General features: G+C 64.5%; 20 protein-coding genes. 17 read left to right on the plus strand and 3 right to left on the minus strand.

Going from position 1 to position 19,210, the window contains the following annotated elements; all coding sequences use genetic code 11:
* Positions 1–33: 33 nt before the first annotated feature.
* Positions 34–1,149, minus strand: a complete 1,116-nt coding sequence (locus KBP54_RS01190) for a S1 family peptidase (protein ID WP_256006058.1) — start codon at positions 1,147–1,149, stop codon at positions 34–36.
* Between the two features lie 50 nt (positions 1,150–1,199).
* On the opposite strand from KBP54_RS01190, the gene KBP54_RS01195 reads away from it, so the two are divergent.
* From KBP54_RS01195 to KBP54_RS01205, 3 genes are read left to right on the plus strand one after another with little or no spacing between them, the layout of a single operon-like run.
* Positions 1,200–1,946, plus strand: coding sequence for a phosphoglyceromutase (locus KBP54_RS01195; protein ID WP_071573650.1), 747 nt, complete (start codon positions 1,200–1,202; stop codon positions 1,944–1,946).
* Positions 1,947–1,955: 9 nt separating this feature from the next.
* Complete coding sequence (locus KBP54_RS01200; protein WP_083329444.1) at positions 1,956–3,095, plus strand: sensor histidine kinase; 1,140 nt, start codon at positions 1,956–1,958, stop codon at positions 3,093–3,095.
* Positions 3,096–3,120: 25 nt separating this feature from the next.
* Positions 3,121–3,816, plus strand: a complete 696-nt coding sequence (locus KBP54_RS01205; protein ID WP_256000717.1) for a response regulator transcription factor — start codon at positions 3,121–3,123, stop codon at positions 3,814–3,816.
* Here the strand turns inward: KBP54_RS01205 and KBP54_RS01210 are convergent.
* On the minus strand, positions 3,798–4,673 hold the full coding sequence (locus tag KBP54_RS01210) for a DUF3109 family protein (RefSeq protein WP_070363207.1): 876 nt from the start codon (positions 4,671–4,673) through the stop codon (positions 3,798–3,800). The two genes, KBP54_RS01205 and KBP54_RS01210, sit on opposite strands and share 19 nt — an antisense overlap.
* A 33-nt stretch (positions 4,674–4,706) precedes the next feature.
* On the opposite strand from KBP54_RS01210, the gene KBP54_RS01215 reads away from it, so the two are divergent.
* From KBP54_RS01215 to bsaP, 7 genes are all read left to right on the plus strand, one after another.
* Positions 4,707–5,663 (plus strand): Ppx/GppA family phosphatase, encoded by a 957-nt coding sequence (locus tag KBP54_RS01215; RefSeq protein ID WP_070477374.1) that lies wholly within the window; start codon positions 4,707–4,709, stop codon positions 5,661–5,663.
* The gene (locus KBP54_RS01220; protein WP_256006060.1) at positions 5,663–6,430 is read left to right on the plus strand and encodes a hypothetical protein; all 768 of its coding nucleotides are present in this window, start codon (positions 5,663–5,665) and stop codon (positions 6,428–6,430) included. The genes KBP54_RS01215 and KBP54_RS01220 overlap by 1 nt, the downstream gene beginning before the upstream one ends.
* A gap of 45 nt (positions 6,431–6,475) precedes the next feature.
* Complete coding sequence (gene proC, locus KBP54_RS01225; protein ID WP_256006062.1) at positions 6,476–7,279, plus strand: pyrroline-5-carboxylate reductase; 804 nt, start codon at positions 6,476–6,478, stop codon at positions 7,277–7,279.
* A gap of 191 nt (positions 7,280–7,470) precedes the next feature.
* A complete protein-coding gene (locus KBP54_RS01230; RefSeq protein ID WP_070363204.1) occupies positions 7,471–7,662 on the plus strand; it encodes a helix-turn-helix domain-containing protein in 192 nt (63 codons plus the stop codon).
* Between the two features lie 127 nt (positions 7,663–7,789).
* Positions 7,790–7,891: a 30S ribosomal protein bS22 gene (locus tag KBP54_RS01235; RefSeq protein WP_003855542.1), complete on the plus strand. Its 102-nt coding sequence runs from the start codon at positions 7,790–7,792 to the stop codon at positions 7,889–7,891.
* Positions 7,892–8,283: 392 nt separating this feature from the next.
* Positions 8,284–9,348, plus strand: coding sequence for a biotin synthase BioB (gene bioB / locus KBP54_RS01240; protein WP_070975690.1), 1,065 nt, complete (start codon positions 8,284–8,286; stop codon positions 9,346–9,348).
* Positions 9,348–9,551 carry a biotin synthase auxiliary protein BsaP gene (bsaP, locus tag KBP54_RS01245; RefSeq protein WP_070363202.1) on the plus strand — a complete coding sequence of 68 codons (204 nt, stop codon included), beginning with the start codon at positions 9,348–9,350 and terminating at the stop codon, positions 9,549–9,551. Before bioB ends, bsaP begins: the two co-directional genes overlap by 1 nt.
* Before the next feature lie 16 nt (positions 9,552–9,567).
* On the opposite strand, the gene KBP54_RS01250 is transcribed toward bsaP, so the two are convergent.
* Positions 9,568–10,590, minus strand: coding sequence for an HAD-IB family hydrolase (locus KBP54_RS01250; RefSeq protein WP_256006064.1), 1,023 nt, complete (start codon positions 10,588–10,590; stop codon positions 9,568–9,570).
* Between the two features lie 66 nt (positions 10,591–10,656).
* On the opposite strand from KBP54_RS01250, the gene KBP54_RS01255 reads away from it, so the two are divergent.
* From KBP54_RS01255 to KBP54_RS01285, 7 genes are all read left to right on the plus strand, one after another.
* The gene (locus tag KBP54_RS01255; RefSeq protein ID WP_070363200.1) at positions 10,657–10,893 is read left to right on the plus strand and encodes a glutaredoxin family protein; all 237 of its coding nucleotides are present in this window, start codon (positions 10,657–10,659) and stop codon (positions 10,891–10,893) included.
* Between the two features lie 44 nt (positions 10,894–10,937).
* Positions 10,938–12,263, plus strand: a complete 1,326-nt coding sequence (locus KBP54_RS01260; protein ID WP_084028625.1) for a glutamyl-tRNA reductase — start codon at positions 10,938–10,940, stop codon at positions 12,261–12,263.
* Positions 12,264–12,268: 5 nt separating this feature from the next.
* The gene (gene hemC / locus KBP54_RS01265) at positions 12,269–13,150 is read left to right on the plus strand and encodes a hydroxymethylbilane synthase (protein WP_070477387.1); all 882 of its coding nucleotides are present in this window, start codon (positions 12,269–12,271) and stop codon (positions 13,148–13,150) included.
* A 163-nt stretch (positions 13,151–13,313) separates the two neighbouring features.
* Entirely contained in the window at positions 13,314–15,026 is a 1,713-nt protein-coding gene (locus KBP54_RS01270) for a bifunctional uroporphyrinogen-III C-methyltransferase/uroporphyrinogen-III synthase (RefSeq protein ID WP_256006065.1), read from the plus strand.
* 8 nt (positions 15,027–15,034) lie between these two features.
* Positions 15,035–16,045 carry a porphobilinogen synthase gene (gene hemB / locus KBP54_RS01275; RefSeq protein WP_256006067.1) on the plus strand — a complete coding sequence of 337 codons (1,011 nt, stop codon included), beginning with the start codon at positions 15,035–15,037 and terminating at the stop codon, positions 16,043–16,045.
* Positions 16,038–16,607 (plus strand): hypothetical protein, encoded by a 570-nt coding sequence (locus KBP54_RS01280; RefSeq protein WP_083329446.1) that lies wholly within the window; start codon positions 16,038–16,040, stop codon positions 16,605–16,607. The genes hemB and KBP54_RS01280 overlap by 8 nt, the downstream gene beginning before the upstream one ends.
* Before the next feature lie 31 nt (positions 16,608–16,638).
* Positions 16,639–19,197 (plus strand): heavy metal translocating P-type ATPase, encoded by a 2,559-nt coding sequence (locus KBP54_RS01285; protein ID WP_256006069.1) that lies wholly within the window; start codon positions 16,639–16,641, stop codon positions 19,195–19,197.
* The last annotated feature ends 13 nt before the right edge of the window (positions 19,198–19,210 follow it).

The following is a 19,210-nucleotide window of genomic DNA, read 5'->3' on the forward strand; positions in this document are numbered from 1 at the left end:
TGAAGGAATGTGGTGTCACCCAGCCGCCCCGGACTACCGCCCGATCGCCTCCACTGCCGCGGCCGCGCCCCACTTGCCGAGCTGCTGTGTGTGGTGGTCGATGGCACCTGAGACGTCGGCGGCGAGGCGTTGCGCCTGCTCAACGGTGCGGACCTGGCCGGCGCGCTGGGCGGCAACGTCGGCGTCGCGTTGGGCGGCGGTGACGGCCTCGTCGAAGCCCTGCTTGCCGGTCTTGCGCGGTTTCAGTTCGGGGTTGTCCTGCATGATCTGGCCCATCAATGCCCCTTGCTCCTGATTGAGCGGGGTGAAGTCGGCGTGGGGCGCGGTGGAATCGGGGAGTGTGAAGGCTTCGTTGACCTTGCCGTCGGGGACGTTGAAGGCGTCTTCGATGATGCGATCAGCACGCTGGGCTTTGCCGAGAGGCCCTATGCCCATGGAGCTGACGCCGAGGACGGCGCCGTCGCAGGGGTCGTAGTTGATGCCGCCGGAGTCGCCGTGTTCGTAGCGCAGGCCCCAGGAGTAGATGCTGTTGCGGGAGCGGGCGAGCTGGTGGCCGCAGGTGCGGCCGGTGGTGGCGCCGTCTTTGCAGATGGGCTGGCCGAAGTTGGAGGTGTCGAAGTAGTTGTAGGGCAGGTTGCGGGTGTCCTGGATGTAGCGCAGTTCGCGAGGTGCGCCGTGGGCGTGGCCGTTGGCGTCGCGGGAGAAGGACATGCGGGTGGCCGGGGCGTCGGGGGCGGCGGTGACGACGCCCCAATCCGGGGTGTTGACGGTGTCCCAGAAGAACTGTGAGGGGAGGTAGACGTCGGCGTAGTCGGTGGAGGGCTTGAGTTTGGTTGGGGTGCCGATGGGGCGGTAGCTGGCGTCGATAGGTACTTCGACGCGGTGGGTGCGCATGACGTCGGTGGGTTCGTTGTCGACACCCTCGGAGAGGTCGAAGCAGTGGCCGGCGGTGAGCATGACGAGCTGGCCGTTGATGGTGCCGCTGAAGCCTTGGGAGCAGGACGCGGCGCTGGCGTGTTCGGGGATGGAAATTGTGTGATTGCCCACTCGTATTGTGGTCGGTGGTTGCTCTGGGAGGACACGAAATGGTGCCCCAGGTGCGAGAAGTGCGACGGAGAGCGTGGCGGCGACGGCGTTGGCGTGGATCATGAGACCCAACCTTAAAGAAAAATCATACGATTCGTGGCATGATTGGTGCCATGACGAATGGAAAGTTGATTCTTGTCCGTCACGGACAAAGTGAATGGAACAAGTCCAACCAGTTCACCGGCTGGGTCGATGTCAATCTGACTGAGCAGGGTGAGCAGGAAGCCGTCAACGCCGGTAAGTTGATGGCAGAAAAGGGCGTGCTGCCGGACATCGTGTTCACGTCGCTGCTGCGTCGTGCGATCCGCACCGCGAACATCGCGCTGAACGCTGCGGACCGTCACTGGATCCCAGTTGTGCGTAACTGGCGCCTCAATGAGCGTCACTACGGCAAGCTGCAGGGCCTGAACAAGGCCGAGATCCGTGAGGAGTACGGTGAAGAGCAGTTTATGAGCTGGCGCCGTTCCTACGACACTCCGCCACCAGAAATCGACGCCGACAACGAGTACTCCCAGACCGACGACGTGCGTTACGCGTTCCTCCCAGAGGTGCCACGCACGGAGTGCCTGAAGGACGTTGTGGAGCGCTTCCTGCCGTACTACATCGACGTCATCCTGCCTGAGGTTCTCGACGGCAAGACGGTCATGCTGGCTGCGCACGGTAACTCGCTGCGCGCCCTGGTGAAGTACCTGGACAACATCTCCGACGATGACATCGCTGCCCTGAACATCCCGACCGGCATGCCGTTGGTCTACGAGATTGACAGCAAGGGCAAGGTGCTCAACCCAGGCGGCACGTACCTCGATCCGGAGGCGGCTGCGGCAGGTGCTGCTGCGGTTGCTAACCAGGGCCAGAAGTAAGTAGCCACATTGTCCCCGCTACTGGCGTTTTTAGGGGGCGTAGTTCTCGCAGCGCTTGCTGCACCGTTGGTGCGGCGGGCGCTGCGTTGGCGTTTACGCAACCGGGTTGATGGTGGTTCGGATTCCCGTAGGGCGGCCACGATTAGTGAGGTGCTGCAGTTGGCGGTGCAGGGCTCGCCGACGGGGATTGCGGTGATGAACCAGGAGGGCAAGGTGCTGCTCTCGAACGCGAGGGCGCACGATATGTCGCTGGTGTATGACCGCACGGTGCAGCCGGAGGTGTGGGAGACCGCCCAGCAGGTCTTTGAGGATCAGGAGACGCACGTCCTTGACCTTGACCTGCCGATTCGCGCGACGGGGTCCCGCATTCGGAATGTACGCGTGGTGGTCAAACCGCTGACGCTGACGGAGAACTCCTACGTGATTGCTTACAGCACGGACGAGTCCGAGAACGTGCGGATGGAGCACGCGCGCCGCGACTTCGTGGCGAACGTCTCGCACGAGCTGAAGACGCCGGTCGGCGGGATGGCGCTACTCGCGGAGGCGCTGCTGCAGGACCCGGATGACCCGGAGATGGTGGACTACTTCGGCACGAAGGTGCTGAAGGAGGCCCACCGGATGGGCGACATGATCACGGACCTGATTTCGCTGTCGAAGCTGCAGGGTGCGGAGGCGTTGCCTGAGATGTCGCCGGTGAGCCTCGACGAGGTGATTGACGACGCCATCACTCGCAATCACGTCACCGCCGAGGGCCGCAACATCGACCTGATCCGTGGGGAACCCACCGGGATTACGGTGATGGGGGACCAGTCCCTGCTGACGTCCGCGGTGAGCAACCTGGTGTCGAACGCCATTAACTACTCGCCGGACGGCCAGCCGGTGAGTATTACGCAGCAGGTGCGTATGTCCGGGAAGCAGAAGGTGGCGCTTGTGCGCGTCACTGACCGCGGGATCGGGATTGCGCTGGAGGATCAGAAGCGCGTGTTTGAGCGTTTTTACCGCGTCGATAAGGCGAGGTCTCGCTCGACTGGGGGGACTGGCTTGGGTTTGGCCATCGTGAAGCATGTGGCGCAAAACCACGGGGGTACTATCAGAGTGTGGTCGCGCCCGGGGACCGGGTCGACTTTCACGCTCGAGTTGCCGATGTAGCTTTTGCAGGAGGGTTTCCCTAACCGTGTCTACGAAGATCCTGATCGTTGAAGATGAAGAGTCCCTGGCGGATCCGCTTTCTTATCTGCTGGAAAAGGAGGGCTTTTCCACGGTGTGGGCGGCCGACGGCCCGGCGGCGCTCGAGGCGTTCGAGGCCAACGAGGTCGATCTTGTCCTGTTGGACCTGATGCTGCCGGGCATGAGCGGCACGGATGTGTGCCGGAAGCTGCGCGCGAGTTCGTCGGTGCCGATCATTATGGTCACGGCGCGTGACTCGGAGATCGATAAGGTGGTGGGCCTCGAGCTCGGCGCGGATGACTACGTGACCAAGCCGTACTCGACCCGCGAGCTCATTGCGCGCATCCGGGCGGTGCTGCGCCGCGGCGGGGAGTCGGCGGCGGAGGAAGCCGAGCCGAGCCGCGACGTACTCATCGGCGGCCGCGTCACCATGGACGTCGAGCGCCACAGTGTGCTTGTCGACGGCCAACCAGTCCGCATGCCGCTCAAGGAGTTCGACCTCCTGGAGTACCTGATGCGCAACGCCGGCCGGGTGCTTACGCGCTCCCAGCTCATCGACATGATCTGGGGCGCTGACTACGTCGGCGACACCAAGACCCTGGATGTACACGTGAAACGGCTGCGCTCAAAGATCGAGGAGGAGCCGTCGAAGCCGAAGCAGCTGGTGACGGTGCGCGGCCTGGGCTACAAGTTCGAGGCCTGATCGCTAGCCGGGTGCGTGGTCTTCGCCTCACGCGGGAGTTTCGCGCGGGCGGCGCAGTGCGCGGCGAGGACCTCGTAGGGCTTCTCGCCAATGAGCTGCTGTAGCTCCTGCTTCATCGACTGCCACACGGGGGTGCCGCCGGTGTGGCAGGCGGGCGCGTCGGTGCACCACCAGTCGAAGTCTTCGCCGCCGCCACCCCACTGGCGCCGGTCGTACTCGCCGATGGTGGTGCGCAGGATCTCCTGGCCGTCGGCGCGTTCCTCCCAGGAGTCCTCCCGGGAAAACGGCACTTGCCAGCACACTTCCGGTTTGGATCCGATGATGTTGCGGCCTTCCGCCATCGCCCACTGGTGCAGGGAGCAGCCCGGGCCGGTCTCGGCGCCGTTGCGGTTGGCGAAGATGCAGGCGCCATCCACCACGCGCGTCTTGATGTGTGGGCCGTCGTCCTCTTCTTCGGTGTCGTCCCATTCCAGCCAGGGCTCGAGGATGGTGGGGTCGGCGGCCGCGATGTAGGAATCGACGTCGCGGGGGCGCAGCTGCCAGTACTTCGCAGGCATCTCCGCGACCGCATTATAGAGGTCGTCGCGGTCCGTTTCGTCGGAGAGGTACGCGCCGTGGATGCAGCAGCCGACAACGGAGAAGTCCTCATCAATCCCGTGGCATTGCGGTGTGCCGAACCGGCAGGACCAGGTGGATTCCACCCACGTCAGGTCGATGCTGAAGTAGTGCAGCGGGTCCTCCGGGTGCATGAACACGAACCATTCGCGGGGGAAGTCGGTGGGCACTTCGCGTCCCGCGAGGATCGAGCGGCCGGCGGGGGATTCGGCGGGGAATCCGAGAAAAACTGGTTGATTCACACCAACACACCGTAGACGCACTACGCTGAGGGTGTGCGATTAGGTGTATTAGACGTAGGCAGTAATACGGTGCATCTCGTGGGGGTAGATGCCCGCAGCGGTGGCCGCCCCACCCCGATGAGTGACTGGAAGCAGCCGCTCCGGCTCGTCGAACTCCTCGACGACGAGGGCAATATTGAGCCTCGGGGCGTCGACAAGCTTGTCGACGCCGTGGGGGAAGCCGCAGGCCTAAGCAGCAAGCTGAAGTGCGAGGAGTTCCTCGCCTTTGCGACGTCCGCCGTTCGCTCGGCGACGAATTCCGAGGAAGTGCTAAAGAAGGTCGAGAAGAAAACCGGCGTGCGCCTCGAAGTCCTCTCCGGCGAGGAAGAGGCGCGGCTGACGTTCCTCGCGGTGCGCCGCTGGTACGGCTGGTCCGCCGGGCGCATCACCAACCTGGACATCGGCGGCGGCTCCCTGGAAATGTCCACCGGCACCGAAGAAAGCCCCGACCTGGCCGTGTCCCTCGACCTGGGCGCCGGGCGGCTCACCCACGAGTGGTTCGAATCCGACCCGCCCGAGCGCAAAAAGATCAACCTTTTGCGCGACTACATCGACGCTGAACTCGCCGGGCCCGCCCGCGAGTTCCACGCGCTGGGGGAGGCGGGGCTGGCCGTCGGCACCTCGAAGACGTTCCGCTCCCTCGCTCGGCTAACCGGTGCTGCACCCTCCTCAGCTGGGCCTTTCGTGAAGCGAACCCTCACCGCGCCGGGCCTGCGCCAGCTCATCGCGTTCATCTCCCGCATGACCGCAGCCGACCGTGCGGAGCTCGAAGGCATCAGCGCCGACCGCTCCCACCAGATCGTTGCGGGTGCCCTAGTTGCAGAGGCTGCCATGCGAGCGCTTAAGCTTGATAAGTTAGAGATCTGTCCATGGGCGCTACGAGAAGGCGTGATCCTCCGTTGGATCGACCAAGGGCATGACTTAGGAGATGACGAAGGAGACAACGACTGATGTCTGAGGACAAGCAGCTGACGGTTGCGGAGCTCCTCGCCCGGGCGCAGAAAACCAACCCGGACGTGGGTAAGCGTCCCCGCCGACGCCGCAGCTTGGAGGAAGGCGGCGTCTCGGTCGCGGAGCTGACCGGCTCCTTCAAGGCTGTCGACGCCCGCCCGGCCGAAGCGAAGCACTCCAGCGTGCCACTCGACGCACCAGCCGAACCAACACCAGCGAAGCCTGCTGCTGAAAAGGCAGAGCCCGCAGCTGCAAAGCCTGTTGCAAAGCCTGCGGTTCCGGCTGAAAAGCCGGTTGACCCGCCCGTCGCGAAGGCCGCGCAGGACAGCCCTTCCGAGGACGAAACGACGCAGATCCGCGTCGTGGAGGACACCAACGAGCCAGTGCAGCGCACCAAGCCTGAGGTGGCTGAGAAGCCCGCCGAGGAAGACGCGCTCGACCTCTTCGACGACGAGCATGCTGAGGATGTGGACGTCGAAAAGACTGAAGCCGCCGAGGTCGCCGAAATCGATGATGACGGCGCCGTCAACCCCATCATGCTGGTGCTCTTCGTGTTCATCGGCGTGGTTCTGGGCGTGCTCGGGTTCATGCTGTTCAGCTGGATCTGGGCGAACCTGGCAACCGCACTCGCAGCCATCCTGGGCGCCGCCGCTGTTGCGGGCGTCGTCTTCGGTGTGCGCGCGATGCACACTGGCCGCGATGGTCTGACCATGACGCTCGCGGGCGTTGCCGCCCTGGTCATGGCGTTCGGCCCGGCCCTGCTCTAAGGGCGTTTTCCACCACAGTGCCCCCGTGGCGCTAGTGTGTGGTGCATGGAAAAAATCGCAATCATTGGCGTTGGCAATATTGGCGAGGCCCTGCTGCAGGGGCTGATCGCCTCCCAGGTCGAACCGCACCACATCATTGCCACCTGCCGCTCCGAGGAGCGCGTGGCGGCGCTCGCCGAGCGCTACGCCATCCAGGCCACGACGGACAACGTCGAGGCCGCCGCCGACGCCGACGTTGTCTTCCTGTGCGTCAAACCCAACCAGATCATTGACGTGATCGGGGAGATCGCGGAGACTGTCGCGAGCAATTCGGTGCCCACCGTGCTCGTCTCGATGGCCGCCGGCGTCGACATCGCCGACATGGAAGAGGCAATCTCGTCCGCGGGCACTCCGATCATGCGCGTGATGCCCAACACCCCGATGCTCGTGGGCAAGGGCGTGCTCGCCGTCTCCGCCGGCCGCTATGTGGAAGACGAGCAGCGGGAGGCCGTCGAAAAGCTGTTGACGTCCGCGGGCCGCGTCGTCGCCGTCCCCGAAAAGGCAATGCACGCCGTCACCGCGCTCTCGGGTTCGGGGCCCGCCTACTACTTCCTGCTCACCGAAGCACTTATCGACGCCGGCGTTGCCCTCGGACTGCCCCGGGACCTCGCCACGGAACTGGCCACCCAAACCTGCGCCGGCGCCGGAGCGCTCCTGGACCAGCACCCCGACCCGGTTGGCCTGCGCGCTGCCGTCTCCTCACCGGGCGGCACCACTGTTGCCGCGATCCGTGAACTCGAGGAGTCCGGCCTACGCGCAGCGATCTACCGCGCCACCGACGCCTGCGCGACGCGCTCCGAGGAATACTGAGCCTTTTGAGCCACAGCAGTCACCGCTTTCACACCAGATACGGGGTGTTTCTCCAGGCACTTTGAAAAATTATCGGCACATGAGTCGCATTAGGCCCAGTGTTCACGATAAGGTTGTTTGAAGCACGTGCGTGTTTCGTCCTGCAGGAGGGGAAGCCTGCAGCGCGACCGTGCTGAAGGGTTTATGAATTAATGGCAAATGAAGATAAAGGCAAGTTCTTAACCGTCGCTGAAGTCGCCGAAATTATGCGCGTCTCCAAGATGACGGTCTACCGCTTGTTGCACTCGGGTGAGCTGCCGGCAGTACGCGTCGGCCGCTCCTTCCGTGTCAACGAAACGGCGGTCAGTGAGTACCTTGAATCCTCCGTGTACGACGTCGGATAAATAGCACTCACCTTGCCCGAACCTTTTTGAGTGCCAAACACCTTGGTTGTATGCTTACACCCATTGCGTACACCACGAGTGAATGCTGGCACGTCAAGAACGTACTACGAAGAAACGAGGAAACCTTATGGGTTCAGTGATTAAGAAGCGCCGCAAGCGTATGTCCAAGAAGAAGCACCGCAAGATGCTTCGCCGCACGCGTGTTCAGCGTCGTAAGCTTGGCAAGTAAGCTTTTGCAGCGCCCGCACCACATGGTTGGAGCGGGCGTTTTTTCATGCGTGTGGCTCGCGCTCCATACCGGTGAGCGAGCGAATTAGCCTGGGGAAATGCGGTTGTGGGCGTGGCTAAAACCCAAATGGTAGTAACAGGATTGTAGTAATCCCCGTTTTGGCCCCCTTTTCGAGGATTACTACATTCCTGTTACTACACTTTGCAGGTCAGGCGGGTGTTCGGGCGGGTGGAGTACCCCGAAATTGCGAAAAGTTCCTCGGATTTCTGTGATCGCGGGAACTTTTTGATGTGGGTGGAGGTTGGGGCACGAAACACCTGAACGGTGTTCAATTGCGGTCTACACTGATGCGTACTTACAACACGTCCCCGCACTGAACGGAGCGCATTACCATGACCGACATCCTCGATATCGCACGCGAAAAAGCCCTTGAGCGCGGCGAAGGCCTGAACAAGGAAGAGCTCGTGCAGATCCTCACCATCGAGGACGAGCGCCTGCCGGAACTGCTCGACCTTGCCCATCAGGTTCGCATCAAGCACTGTGGCGTCGACGTCTCCCTGGAGGGCATCATCTCCTTAAAGACCGGCGGCTGCCCCGAGGACTGCCACTTCTGCTCCCAGTCCGGACTGTTCGAGTCCCCGGTCCGTGCCGTCACCCTGAATATCGACGAGCTCGTGGAGGCCGCGAAGCAGTCCGAGAAAATGGGCGCCTCCGAGTTTTGTATTGTCGCCGCCGTGAAAGGCCCGACGCAGGACCTGCTGGACCAGGTCGCGGCGGCGGTGACTGCCATTCGGGAGGAGGTGGACATCTCTATTTCTGCCTCGCTTGGCATTCTGACCCGTGAACAGGCGCGCCAACTCGCGCAGATGGGCGTGTCCCGCTATAACCACAACTTCGAAACCGCCGAATCCTTCTTCCCGAACGTGGTCACCACCCACACCTGGCAGGAGCGCAAAGACACTCTCGAGCACGTGCTCGCTGAGGGGATGGAGACCTGCTGTGGCGGGATCATTGGTCTGGGGGAGACGATCGAGCAGCGTGCCGAATTCGCCACGCAGCTTGCCGAGATCCAGCCTCACGAGGTGCCGATGAACTTCCTCGACCCACGTCCCGGCACCCCGTTCGCCGACCGGCCACTCGTCCCGCAGGGGGAGGCGCTTCGTGCCGTTGCGGCGTTCCGCCTGGCCATGCCCACAACCCAGCTCCGTTTTGCCGGTGGCACGGAGCTCGCGCTTGGCGACGACGGCACCGAAGTCGGCCTGATGGGCGGCGCGAACGCCATCATCGGCGGTAATTACCTGACCACGTTTGGCCGTCCGATAGAGAAGGACCGCGACGCCGTGGACCGCGTCCTCGACGGGAGCTCCCGGCCGCGCATCAACCTGGGTATTACACCCGTCGGCCAGAAGGTGAACTCCGGCCACGGCATCCTCTACGACACGATCAAGTCACTCTGATGCGCATTCCAGACAACACCGATCTTGCCGACGCCATCCTCTCTGGCGACATCGCCTGGCCCCTCGACCCGGCCCGCCCCTACGACGCGCCACGTATCTGCCCGCTGTGTCAGCGGCGGATGGTGGTGAAGATTTCGCCGATGGCGTGGTCGGCGGCATGCTCCCGCCACGGATTGCTGCGTTCGGAGTGGCTTGAGCGGTGATGCCCGCACCAAAAAACTACCGTCGACGCAGCGCCACCACGCCAGCCGCGACACCGGCAGCGAGCGCGCCGCCCGCCAGAGCGCCGAGGGCCGGGAGCATGTACCGGCGTAGGGAGCGGTAGTCCTCGATGGTCCAGCCTTGGCCTGTCGCGTAGCGGCGAAGTGCGCGGTCCGGGTTGATGGCGACGGGGTTGCCGACCATGGAGAGCATCGGCAGGTCGTTGATGCTGTCGGAGTAGGCGGTGCACTTTGCCAGGTCGAGCTTCTGGATGGCAGCCAGTGCGGCGACGGCGTGTTGCTTGCCGGGGCCGTGGAGGATGTCGCCGACGAGGCGGCCGGTGAACTTGCCGTCTTCCTCTTCGGCGACGGTGCCGAGGGCACCGGTGAAGCCGAGGCGTTCCGCGAGCGCCTGGCCGATTTGGACCGGGGTGGCGGAGACCAGCCAGACTTGTTGGCCTTGGGCGATGTGGCGGGACGCGGCGTCGATAGTTGATTGGTAGGTCTTGTCGAGCATTTGGCGGTCGACGATTTCGGCGCAGAGCTCTTTGAGCTGCTCGACGTTCTTGCCTTTGACTACTTGGAGGGCCTGCTCGCGGCCTTTGGCGATGTCTTTGGCGCTTTCGGAGCCGGAGACGCGGTAGCGGATTTGCTTGGTCAGGGCGGGCAGGAGCTCGCGAAGGGTGATGAAGCGCTGCTTGGCCAAGCCTTTGGCCAGCAGGATGAGCGAGGAGCCCTGGATGAGGGTGTTGTCGATGTCGAAGAACGCGGCCGCCTCGGTGTCTTGGGGGACGTCGGGGTCGGGCTGGGTGATTTTCTCCCGGCCGGCGGTTTTGAAGGCGCCGCCGACGGAGTCGACGCCGGTGGCGAATTCTTCGATGCTGATGCCGAAGGTTTCTTCGATGGCGGCGGCTGCGGCGGCGTTACCGGCGGTGCGTTGGGATTCGGCGTCGAGAGGTGGGAGGGCAACTTCTTCGAGGAAGCGGCGAAGGTTGCCTTGGGTGAGTGACCATTGGGCCAGGAGTTCTTTGTGGTCGGACATTGCCAGCGAGCCTTTCACCGTGTGGCAGACGTGATAGCTTGTATCGTAAACAAGATTGGCGGAGAGATGAAACAGGTTGAACTGATGGTGCGCGCGACCTGCGGGTCGTGCGAGCGGGTGGCTGCGCAGATCGCCCCGGTGGTCGAGCAGTGCGGCGCGCAGCTCACGCTTGTTGATGTCGACGCCTCTCCGTCGCTCAACGCCGAGTTCGGGGATCGCGTCCCGGTTGTGGTGATTGATGGGGACGAGTTCGCGTGTTGGGAAGTGGATAACGCGGACCTGGCCGAGGCGCTGTCAGAGTGACGCGCTATCCTTTGGTTTGATTCACGGCTGACTGGAGGGATTGAGTGAGTGTTCTCGTTGTAGGGATGTCGCACCGCTCGGCGCCCGTTGCGTTGTTGGAACGCTTGAGTATGGATGATGCGGTGCAGCATTCGGCGGCGTCGGCGCTGGTGGAGCGCCCGTCGTTGTCTGAGGCGATGATCATTTCGACGTGTAACCGGCTGGAGGTGTACACGGTTGCCAACGCGTTCCATGCGGGTGTGCAGGATGTGTTGGCGGTCCTGGCGGAGGTCTCCGGGGTGAGTGAGGCGGAGCTGCGCGGCTACCTGTACGTGCGGTATTCGGACGCGGCTGCGGAGCACTTGTTGACGGTCGCCTCCGGCCTGGATTCCATGGTGGTGGGGGAGCAGCAGATCATCGGGCAGGTGCGTACCGCGTATACGCACGCGGCGGAGCAGGGCACGGTGGGCCCGGCGTTGCATTCGCTGGCGCAGTCGGCGTTGCATACGGGCAAGCGTGTGCACACGGAGACGTCGATTGATGATGCCGGCGGCTCGATGGTGACCTTCGCGCTGGATACGGCGATGGAGACGATGGGGGTGGACACGCTGGAGGGCCAGACTGCGCTGGTGTTGGGGGCTGGTGCAATGAGCTCGTTGGCGGCGACGCATTTGGGCAAGAGGGGCGTCGATAAGTTGATTATTGCGAACCGCACTCGCTCGCGCGCGGAGCGGTTGGCGGAGCATGCCCGGGAGGCCGGGGTGGCTGCGGAGGTCGTGGACTTTAATGCGCGCGCGGGGGCGTTGGGGCGTGTGGATATTACGGTGTCGGCGACGGCGTCAGATGGGTTCACCATTTCGGGCGAGGACATCTCGGGGCCGACGATGCTGATTGACTTGTCGCTGCCGCGCGATATTGACAATTCGGTACTGGAGCACGAGGGCGTGCACTTGATCAACATCGAGTACCTGCACGAGCAGCTGCACAACGCGGACTCGGAGGACTCGAAGGCGCTGCAGGCCGCGGAGGCGATCGTGGCCGAGGAGGTGCAGGCGTTTAGCTCCGAGCAGCGGGTGCGCGAGGTGGCGCCGGCGGTGGCGCAGCTGCGCCGGATTGGCGCGGAGATCTCGGAGGAGGAGCTGGCGCGGCTGCGCAAGCGTCTTCCTGACCTGGGTGAAGAGGACTTCCAGCAGGTGGCGCGGTCGGTGAAGCGTGTGGTGGATAAGCTGCTGCATAAGCCGACGGTGAAGATTAAGGAGCTGGCGGCGAGCTCGGACTCGATTAGCCTGGAGACCGCCGTTGAGGAACTGTTTGGGGTGCGCCCCGTGTCGGCTGCTACTGATATGGACCGGTTGCCGAGTCCCGACGAGTTGAAGTTGAAGGAGTCGTAATTTACATGCTGAAAATTGGTACGCGGGGTTCGCACTTGGCCACGACGCAGGCGGGTCACATGCGTGACGCCCTGATCGCGCACGGTTACCCGTCTGAGCTGCACATTGTGAAAACCGCCGGGGATGTTTCCCACGCGCCGGTGGAACGCATCGGCGTCGGCGTGTTTACGTCTGCGCTTCGCGACGCCCTCTTCGACGGCGAGGTGGACGTTGCCGTGCACTCCTTCAAGGACTTGCCGACGGCCCCAGAGCCCCGCACCTACCTGATCGTTCCGGAGCGCGAAGACCACCGCGAGGCACTCATCGCCCGCGACGGCCTGACGCTGGACACGCTGCCGAAGGGCGCGAAGGTGGGCACCTCGGCGCCGCGCCGTGTTTCCCAGCTGCGCGCGCTGCGTCCTGACCTGGAGATCCTCCCGCTGCGAGGCAACATTGAGACGCGCATGGGCCGGGTGGAAAGCGGCGAGATGGACGCGATTGTCCTGGCGTATGCGGGCTTGGTCCGTGGTGGGTTCGCGGACCGCGCCACCCAAGTCTTCGATGCTGAGGTGTTCATGCCCGCCCCGGCGCAGGGTGCGCTGGCGGTGGAGTGCCGCGTCGACGACACCGCGCTGCGTGAGGGCCTGGACAAGCTGTTGGACGCAGATTCTTTTGCGTGCGCGGCGGCGGAGCGTCAGGTGCTGGCGACTTTGGAGGCAGGCTGCACGGCCCCGGTTGCGGCGCACGCGACCATCGCTGACGGCACCATTACCTTGCGGGCGGGGGTATTCGCCCTGGATGGCTCCAAACAGCTGATTGAGGAGGCTTCAGGTAAGGACGCCCGTGAGCTGGGAACACAGCTTGCGCAGACGCTGATTGGCCGCGGGGCGGCAGAAATTATGCAGTAAGTTTTCAGACTGGTTTTGAAACAGGTTTTGAAACACGGCGTATGCAAATTAAGGTGTAACTACCATACGTCCAATCGTCTCGGTGTATAGGGGTCCCTTTGGGGCTCGCTGTACGCCGGGACACTTCTTTACGCCTTATACAAGACCAGAAAAGACCATTTTGATGACACTGCCCTCAATCACGCCCCAGCCGGGGAAGGTGATCTTCGTCGGTGCCGGACCTGGCAATCCCGATTTGCTGACGATTCGCGCTCGCCAGGTGATGGAACGCAATTCTATCGCGTTGGTGGAACCGGATGTTCTTGAGGGTGTCCGAAACGTTCTTGCCGCAGCGTGCGCGGTGCCGCAGGAGAAGATCGACGCTGCTGAGGCGCAGTACGAGGCGATGTGTGCGGAGGCGAAGGCCTCGGGGGCGCGGCGCCGCCCGCCGAAGCCTGCGGACCCGACCGCGGCTGAGGTTGAAGAGGTGCCGCTTGGCACGGACGATATTGTTGCGCGGTTGCGCTCGGCGCTGCAGGCGGCGGCCGAGGTGATCCGCAAGGGGGATGACGGTGACGGGGATGTGATCCGTCTGGTCAGCGGGAACCCGCTGACGCGCGATGCGGTGCGGGAGGAGATCGCCGCGGTGGCGGCCGCCGGCCTGGAGTTCCAGATTGTGCCGGGGATGTCGCTGCCGTCGACGGTGCCGTCCTTTGCGGGTATCGCGCTTGGTTCAACGTATACGGAAGCAGATCTGGCGAACGGGCCGGTGGACTGGGACCAGTTGTCGCAGGCGCCGCAGCCGTTGGTGTTGCAGGCGGTGCGCGAGCAGCTGCCGGAGATGGCGTTGCAGTTGATGCAGCGCGGGTTCCCGGGTGAGCTGGCGTGCAGCGTCACGGCCAACGGAACGACGCGGCTGCAGCGCACGGTCGATGCGACCCTGGAGACCCTGGCAACCATGGACTCGGTGACGGCGGATCTGCCTGGTTCTTTGGTGGTGACGCTCGGTACTGTGAATGATGATCGATCGAAGTTTTCGTGGTGGGAAAACCGTCCTTTGTACGGGTGGCGAGTGCTGGTGCCGCGTGCGAAGGAGCAGGCGGAGGCGATGAGCAGCCGCCTGGCGTCGTACGGGGCGATCCCGCAGTCGGTGCCGACGATTTCTCTGGAGCCACCGCGCAACCCGGCGCAGATGGACCGCGCGATTAAGGGCATCGTGGAGGGCCGCTACCAGTGGGTGGTGTTCACCTCGACGAACGCTGTGCACGCGGTGTGGAAGAAGTTCGAGCAGCTTGGCTTGGACGCCCGCGCGTTCGCGGGTGTGCACCTGGCGGCGGTCGGCCGCAAGACGGCGGAGGCGCTGCGCGCGCTAGGGATGAGCCCGGAGCTGCTGCCGCACCGCACGAAACAGAACGCCGCTGGCCTGGTGGAGGTGTTCCCCGAGTACGTCGAGGACATCGACCCGGTCTCGCGGGTGCTGCTGCCGCGGGCGGACATCGGAACGAACGTGCTGGTGGATGGCCTGATTGAGAAGGGCTGGGACGTCGAGGACGTCGTGGCGTACCGCACGGTGCGCGCGGCCCCGCCAGCTCCTGAAGTACGCGACATGATCAAGACCGGCGGGTTTGACGCGGTCTGTTTCACGTCCGGCTCGACGGTGCGCAACCTGGTTGGCATCGCAGGCAAGCCGCACCAGCGCACGATCATCGCGTGCATCGGCCCAATGGCGGCTGAGGCAGCGCGCGAGCAGGGGCTGCGTGTCGACGTCGTACCAGAGGTTGCGGACGTGCCGTCGCTGGTGGACGCGCTTGCCGAGCACGTCGCCGCCCTGCGGGCAGCTGGGGAGCTGCCGCCGCCGCGGAAGAAGCGGAGGGCGCGTCGGAAACCGGCGTTATGATGTAGCACATGACTACATATCATCTTCCACGCCGTCCACGTCGCCTCCGCCAGAATCCTGCGATTCGGCAGCTCACCGCGGAGACGCGACTGGCTCCGGCCGATTTTATTTTGCCGTTGTTCGTGGCTGATGGCATCACCGAACGCCGAGAGATTGCCTCCATGCCGGGCGTGTACCAGCACACCACGGACACCCTGAAGGCGATCTGCCACGAGGCACTCGAGGAGGGGATCCGCTGCGTGGACCTCTTCGGCGTGCCGCTCGACGAGGATAAGGACGCCACGGGTTCCGTCGCGTGGGACCCGGAGGGCATCCTGAACCGCAACGTGTGTGCGCTGCGCGAGGAGTTCGGCGAGGACCTGCTGATTATGGCCGATACCTGCCTGGATGAGTTCACGGACCACGGGCACTGTGGTGTAGTGGGCGTCGATAAGTATGGCAATCAGGTGGTGGATAACGATGCAACCTTGGACCTCTACCGCGATATGGCGCTGTCGCAGGCTGCCGCGGGCGCGCACATCGTGAGCCCGTCGGGGATGATGGACGGGCAGATCGGTGTGATCCGCGAGGCACTCGACGCCGAGGGCTACCAGGACGTGGCCATCATGGCGTACTCGGCGAAGTACGCGTCGAAGTTCTTCGGGCCGTTCCGCGACGCGGTCGGCTCCTCCCTGAAGGGCGACCGCCGCACGTACCAGCAGGACCCGGCGAACGCGCGCGAGTCCCTGCTCGAGACCGAGCTCGATATTGAGGAAGGCGCGGATTTCGTCATGGTCAAGCCTGCGCTGCCGTACCTGGATGTGCTCAGCCGCGTGGCGGACATGTCGCCGGTGCCGGTGGCGGCGTACCAGGTTTCGGGCGAATACGCGATGATGGTGGCCGCTGGCCAAAACGGTTGGATCGATTTCGAGGCGACCATGATGGAGTCGCTGACCTCTATCAAGCGTGCTGGCGCGGACCAGATTTTGACGTACTACGCAATCGAGGGCGCGCGTGCGCTGAAGGAGCTTCATGGCTAACACACCTCCCGCAGCGCAGGCCCCGGCCCTGCCACCGAGACACCGGAAGGACGAGCCGACGCAGCAACAGCCCGAGGCGGTGCGCTATCTCCTCGGCGCGTGGGCAGTGATGATCCTCGGTGAGCTCCTGCACCAGATCCTCGCCGTGGTGGTGACGGTGCTCGACCCGGCTGCGCTGCGCGAGGCGGCGAAGCAGGCCGCGAAGAACCAGTCGGAGGCGCTGCCGGAGAACATGATGCAGGCGAGCATGTACGCCACGGTTGTGCTGATGGCGTTGCTGCAGCTGGGCATCATCGTGGTGTTTTGCCTGGCGCTGCGCTCAGTGCAGCGCCGCGGAAAGTGGATGCTCAACGCCACGCGGGTGCTGCAGGTCTTCTCGGTCTTCTTCGCGGTGCGCGTGCTCACGCTCTTCTTGATGACGCCCGCTGCGACTAAAGTGCCGGTTGCGCTGTTCGCCGTCGACGGTGCGGTGCAGATCGTGGTCGGTGTGGCGGGAGCATTGGGGCTGTTCTATGCTTCCCGGAAGGAATCGCAGGACTATCTGCGTCCGGCTGAGCAGTAGCAGCAGTAGGGAAGAAGTGGAGTAACGGCGCATGGCTGATAATGTGACGCGCTCAATTGACGACGCCCGCCTGGCGGCCAAGGACGCCGGGTTCGACCCGGACTCGCGCCACTCCGAGGACAGCAACGGCAACCCGTTGCGCCCCCACGCTTCCTACGCGTTCGAGCTCGAGGGCCTGGAGGACGGCGCGCAGCTGCGCGACATCGAGGAGGCCCTCGAAGAGCTGCCAGGCGTGCAGGCGCGCCTGGTGTACCCGACGAAGATGGCGTGGGTGACCGCGCCGGACACCACGGCACCGCACACGATCGCCGAGGTGATGCAGCGCTTCGGGGTGGAGGTGCAGCTGACGGATTCGACGCTGCGCCGCCGCGCCCAGGGGCATTCGGTGGTGGATCACACGCTGCCGCGGCGTGGCACGCGCGGCATGTCCGGCCGGATGCGCCGGATGAAGGAACACGAGCAGCGCTCCCTGCGCACGGCGCGCGCGAGCGGGTTCGTGCGCACTGCCCGACGGCGCCGTGGCATGATGCGCGGCCAGGACGTGCTGTTTACCGCCCGCGACTTGGTCACGCCGCTTCGCATGTGGATCGCTATTGTGCTGAGCATCCCGGTCGTCCTGATGGCGTACGTGCCGCAGTTTCAGTTCCCGGGGTGGCAGTGGTGCTCGCTGGCGTTGTCCACGCCGGTGGTGCTGTGGTGCGCGTTCCCGTTCCACCGCGCGATGCTTGGTGGCGTGCGCCGCGGGATTTCCGCGCTGGACGGCGCGAGCTCGATCGCGATTTTGGCCGCTTGGCTGTGGTCGCTGGTCGCGGTGGTGCTGACGTCCGCTGGGCAGATCGGCTGGACTACCAGTAGTGGCTGGGTGCCGCACCAGATGGGCCACGACGTTGAGATCTTCTTCGAGGTCTCCTGCGCCGTGACCACGTTGTTGCTGGTGGGACGCTACTTCACCATGCGCGCTCGCCCCCGCCTCATGGAGGATTTGCAGGCCCGCAACCCTGATCCGGACGCGGTGTACAAGGTGGTGCGTCGTTCGCGGGCGGGCAACGTGACGGAGGAAGACTTCCCGGCAGTCGAGCTGAACAAGGGGGATGACGTCTACGTCCACGCGGGCGAGATCATCCCTGCCGACGGCGAGGTGGTCGGCGGCTCTGGCGTGTTGAACCCCCAGATTATCGACGCCCGCGAGCCTTCCGAGGTGAAAGTCGGCTCAACGGTGCGCGCCGGGTCGGTGCTGCGCAGCGGCAAGATCAAGATGCGCGTGGAGCGCGTCGGACACACCACCCGCCTGGGCGCGGTGGAGCGCTGGGTGGACGCGGTGCTGCGCCACCAGAACGAGGCCACGTTGATGTCCACGCGCGCGGCGGGCCTGCTCATCCCGGCGGCCTATGCGCTGGCTATCTTAGATTTTGGGCTGTGGGTGCTGCTGACCGGCAACTACAATGCTGGCTTTTCCACGGCGTTGGCCATCTTGGTGGTGGTGGCGCCGGTGGCGCTGGCGATTTCGCCTTCGCTGGCGATCCGCCTCGGCATTGAGTCGGCGGTGCGAAACGGCATCCTGATCCGCGACGGCGAAACCTTCCGCGCGCTGGAGTCGACGGACACGGCCGTGTTCAACCGCGTGGGCACCCTTGTCAAGCCGCAGATGACGGTGGAGACCGTCACCGCCGAGCGCGGCGAAAGCCCGGAGATGGTGATGCGCGTGGCGGGTGCGCTGTCGGTGGAGTCCAACCACCCGTCGGCACGCGCAATGGTGAAGGCGGCGCGTGAGGCGCGCGATGGGCGCACGAAGAGCGCCGATGTGCCGTCGTGGATCGAGATGAGCAACGAGGAAATCACGCCCGGCGGCGAGTTCCGCGGCCGCCTCACCTTGACCTACGGCGACGAGGACGAGGACCGCACCGAGTCCTTCGACGCCTGCCTGTGGCGCCCCACGAACCTGTCCCAGCTGCACGGCCGCCTCGCGATGGCCGCGACCGCCGGAGGCACCCCTGTAGTGGTGCGCTGGCGCGGCAAGGACCGCGGCGTGATCACCCTCTACGACCCCGCGAAGGACGACGCCCACGAGGCCATCAACCGCCTGGAACAGATGGGCGTAGAGACGGTGATGCTCACCCGCGATACCTACCCGGTGGCCCGCCGCTTTGCCGACTTTTTGGGTATGTCCAACGTGCTCGCCGGCATTACCGCGCCGGACAAGCCGGGGGCGGTTCGCGCCATCCACACGAAGGGCGCCACGGTTGCCATGATCGGTGACGCCACCGCGCTTCCCACTATCAAGGTGGCGGACGTCGGCCTGCTCTACGCCACCGACGACATTATCGACGCCCAGTCCTCCACCATCGCCCGCGCCTGCAACGCCGTGCTGATCCGCGACGACGTCTCCGCCGTCCCGCAGCTCATCGCGCACGCGCGCCGCGTGTGCCACATCATCGACTACAACATGATCTTCGCCTGGGCGTACAACTCCACCGCGATCGTGCTTGCCGCGATCGGCGTGCTGCCCCCGGTGGGGGCCACGCTGCTCATGCTCGGCAGCTCGCTCGTGATTGAGGCGCACTCCTCGCGGGCAAATCATTTTCCCACCTAAACCGCAACGGCGG

Source organism: Corynebacterium pseudogenitalium (assembly GCF_024453815.1).
GTDB classification, from domain to species: Bacteria; Actinomycetota; Actinomycetes; order Mycobacteriales; family Mycobacteriaceae; genus Corynebacterium; species Corynebacterium pseudogenitalium.

Excerpts from the sequence above, each read along its gene's own strand:
- KBP54_RS01190 (WP_256006058.1), bottom strand. The coding sequence starts at position 1,149 with ATGATCCACGCCAACGCCGTCGCCGCCACGCTCTCCGTCGCACTTCTC.
- KBP54_RS01195 (WP_071573650.1), top strand. The coding sequence starts at position 1,200 with ATGACGAATGGAAAGTTGATTCTTGTCCGTCACGGACAAAGTGAATGG.
- KBP54_RS01220 (WP_256006060.1), top strand. The coding sequence starts at position 5,663 with ATGTCTGAGGACAAGCAGCTGACGGTTGCGGAGCTCCTCGCCCGGGCG.
- proC (WP_256006062.1), top strand. The coding sequence starts at position 6,476 with ATGGAAAAAATCGCAATCATTGGCGTTGGCAATATTGGCGAGGCCCTG.
- KBP54_RS01230 (WP_070363204.1), top strand. The coding sequence starts at position 7,471 with ATGGCAAATGAAGATAAAGGCAAGTTCTTAACCGTCGCTGAAGTCGCC.
- KBP54_RS01235 (WP_003855542.1), top strand. The coding sequence starts at position 7,790 with ATGGGTTCAGTGATTAAGAAGCGCCGCAAGCGTATGTCCAAGAAGAAG.
- bioB (WP_070975690.1), top strand. The coding sequence starts at position 8,284 with ATGACCGACATCCTCGATATCGCACGCGAAAAAGCCCTTGAGCGCGGC.
- bsaP (WP_070363202.1), top strand. The coding sequence starts at position 9,348 with ATGCGCATTCCAGACAACACCGATCTTGCCGACGCCATCCTCTCTGGC.
- KBP54_RS01250 (WP_256006064.1), bottom strand. The coding sequence starts at position 10,590 with ATGTCCGACCACAAAGAACTCCTGGCCCAATGGTCACTCACCCAAGGC.
- KBP54_RS01255 (WP_070363200.1), top strand. The coding sequence starts at position 10,657 with ATGAAACAGGTTGAACTGATGGTGCGCGCGACCTGCGGGTCGTGCGAG.
- hemC (WP_070477387.1), top strand. The coding sequence starts at position 12,269 with ATGCTGAAAATTGGTACGCGGGGTTCGCACTTGGCCACGACGCAGGCG.
- KBP54_RS01270 (WP_256006065.1), top strand. The coding sequence starts at position 13,314 with ATGACACTGCCCTCAATCACGCCCCAGCCGGGGAAGGTGATCTTCGTC.
- hemB (WP_256006067.1), top strand. The coding sequence starts at position 15,035 with ATGACTACATATCATCTTCCACGCCGTCCACGTCGCCTCCGCCAGAAT.
- KBP54_RS01280 (WP_083329446.1), top strand. The coding sequence starts at position 16,038 with ATGGCTAACACACCTCCCGCAGCGCAGGCCCCGGCCCTGCCACCGAGA.
- KBP54_RS01285 (WP_256006069.1), top strand. The coding sequence starts at position 16,639 with ATGGCTGATAATGTGACGCGCTCAATTGACGACGCCCGCCTGGCGGCC.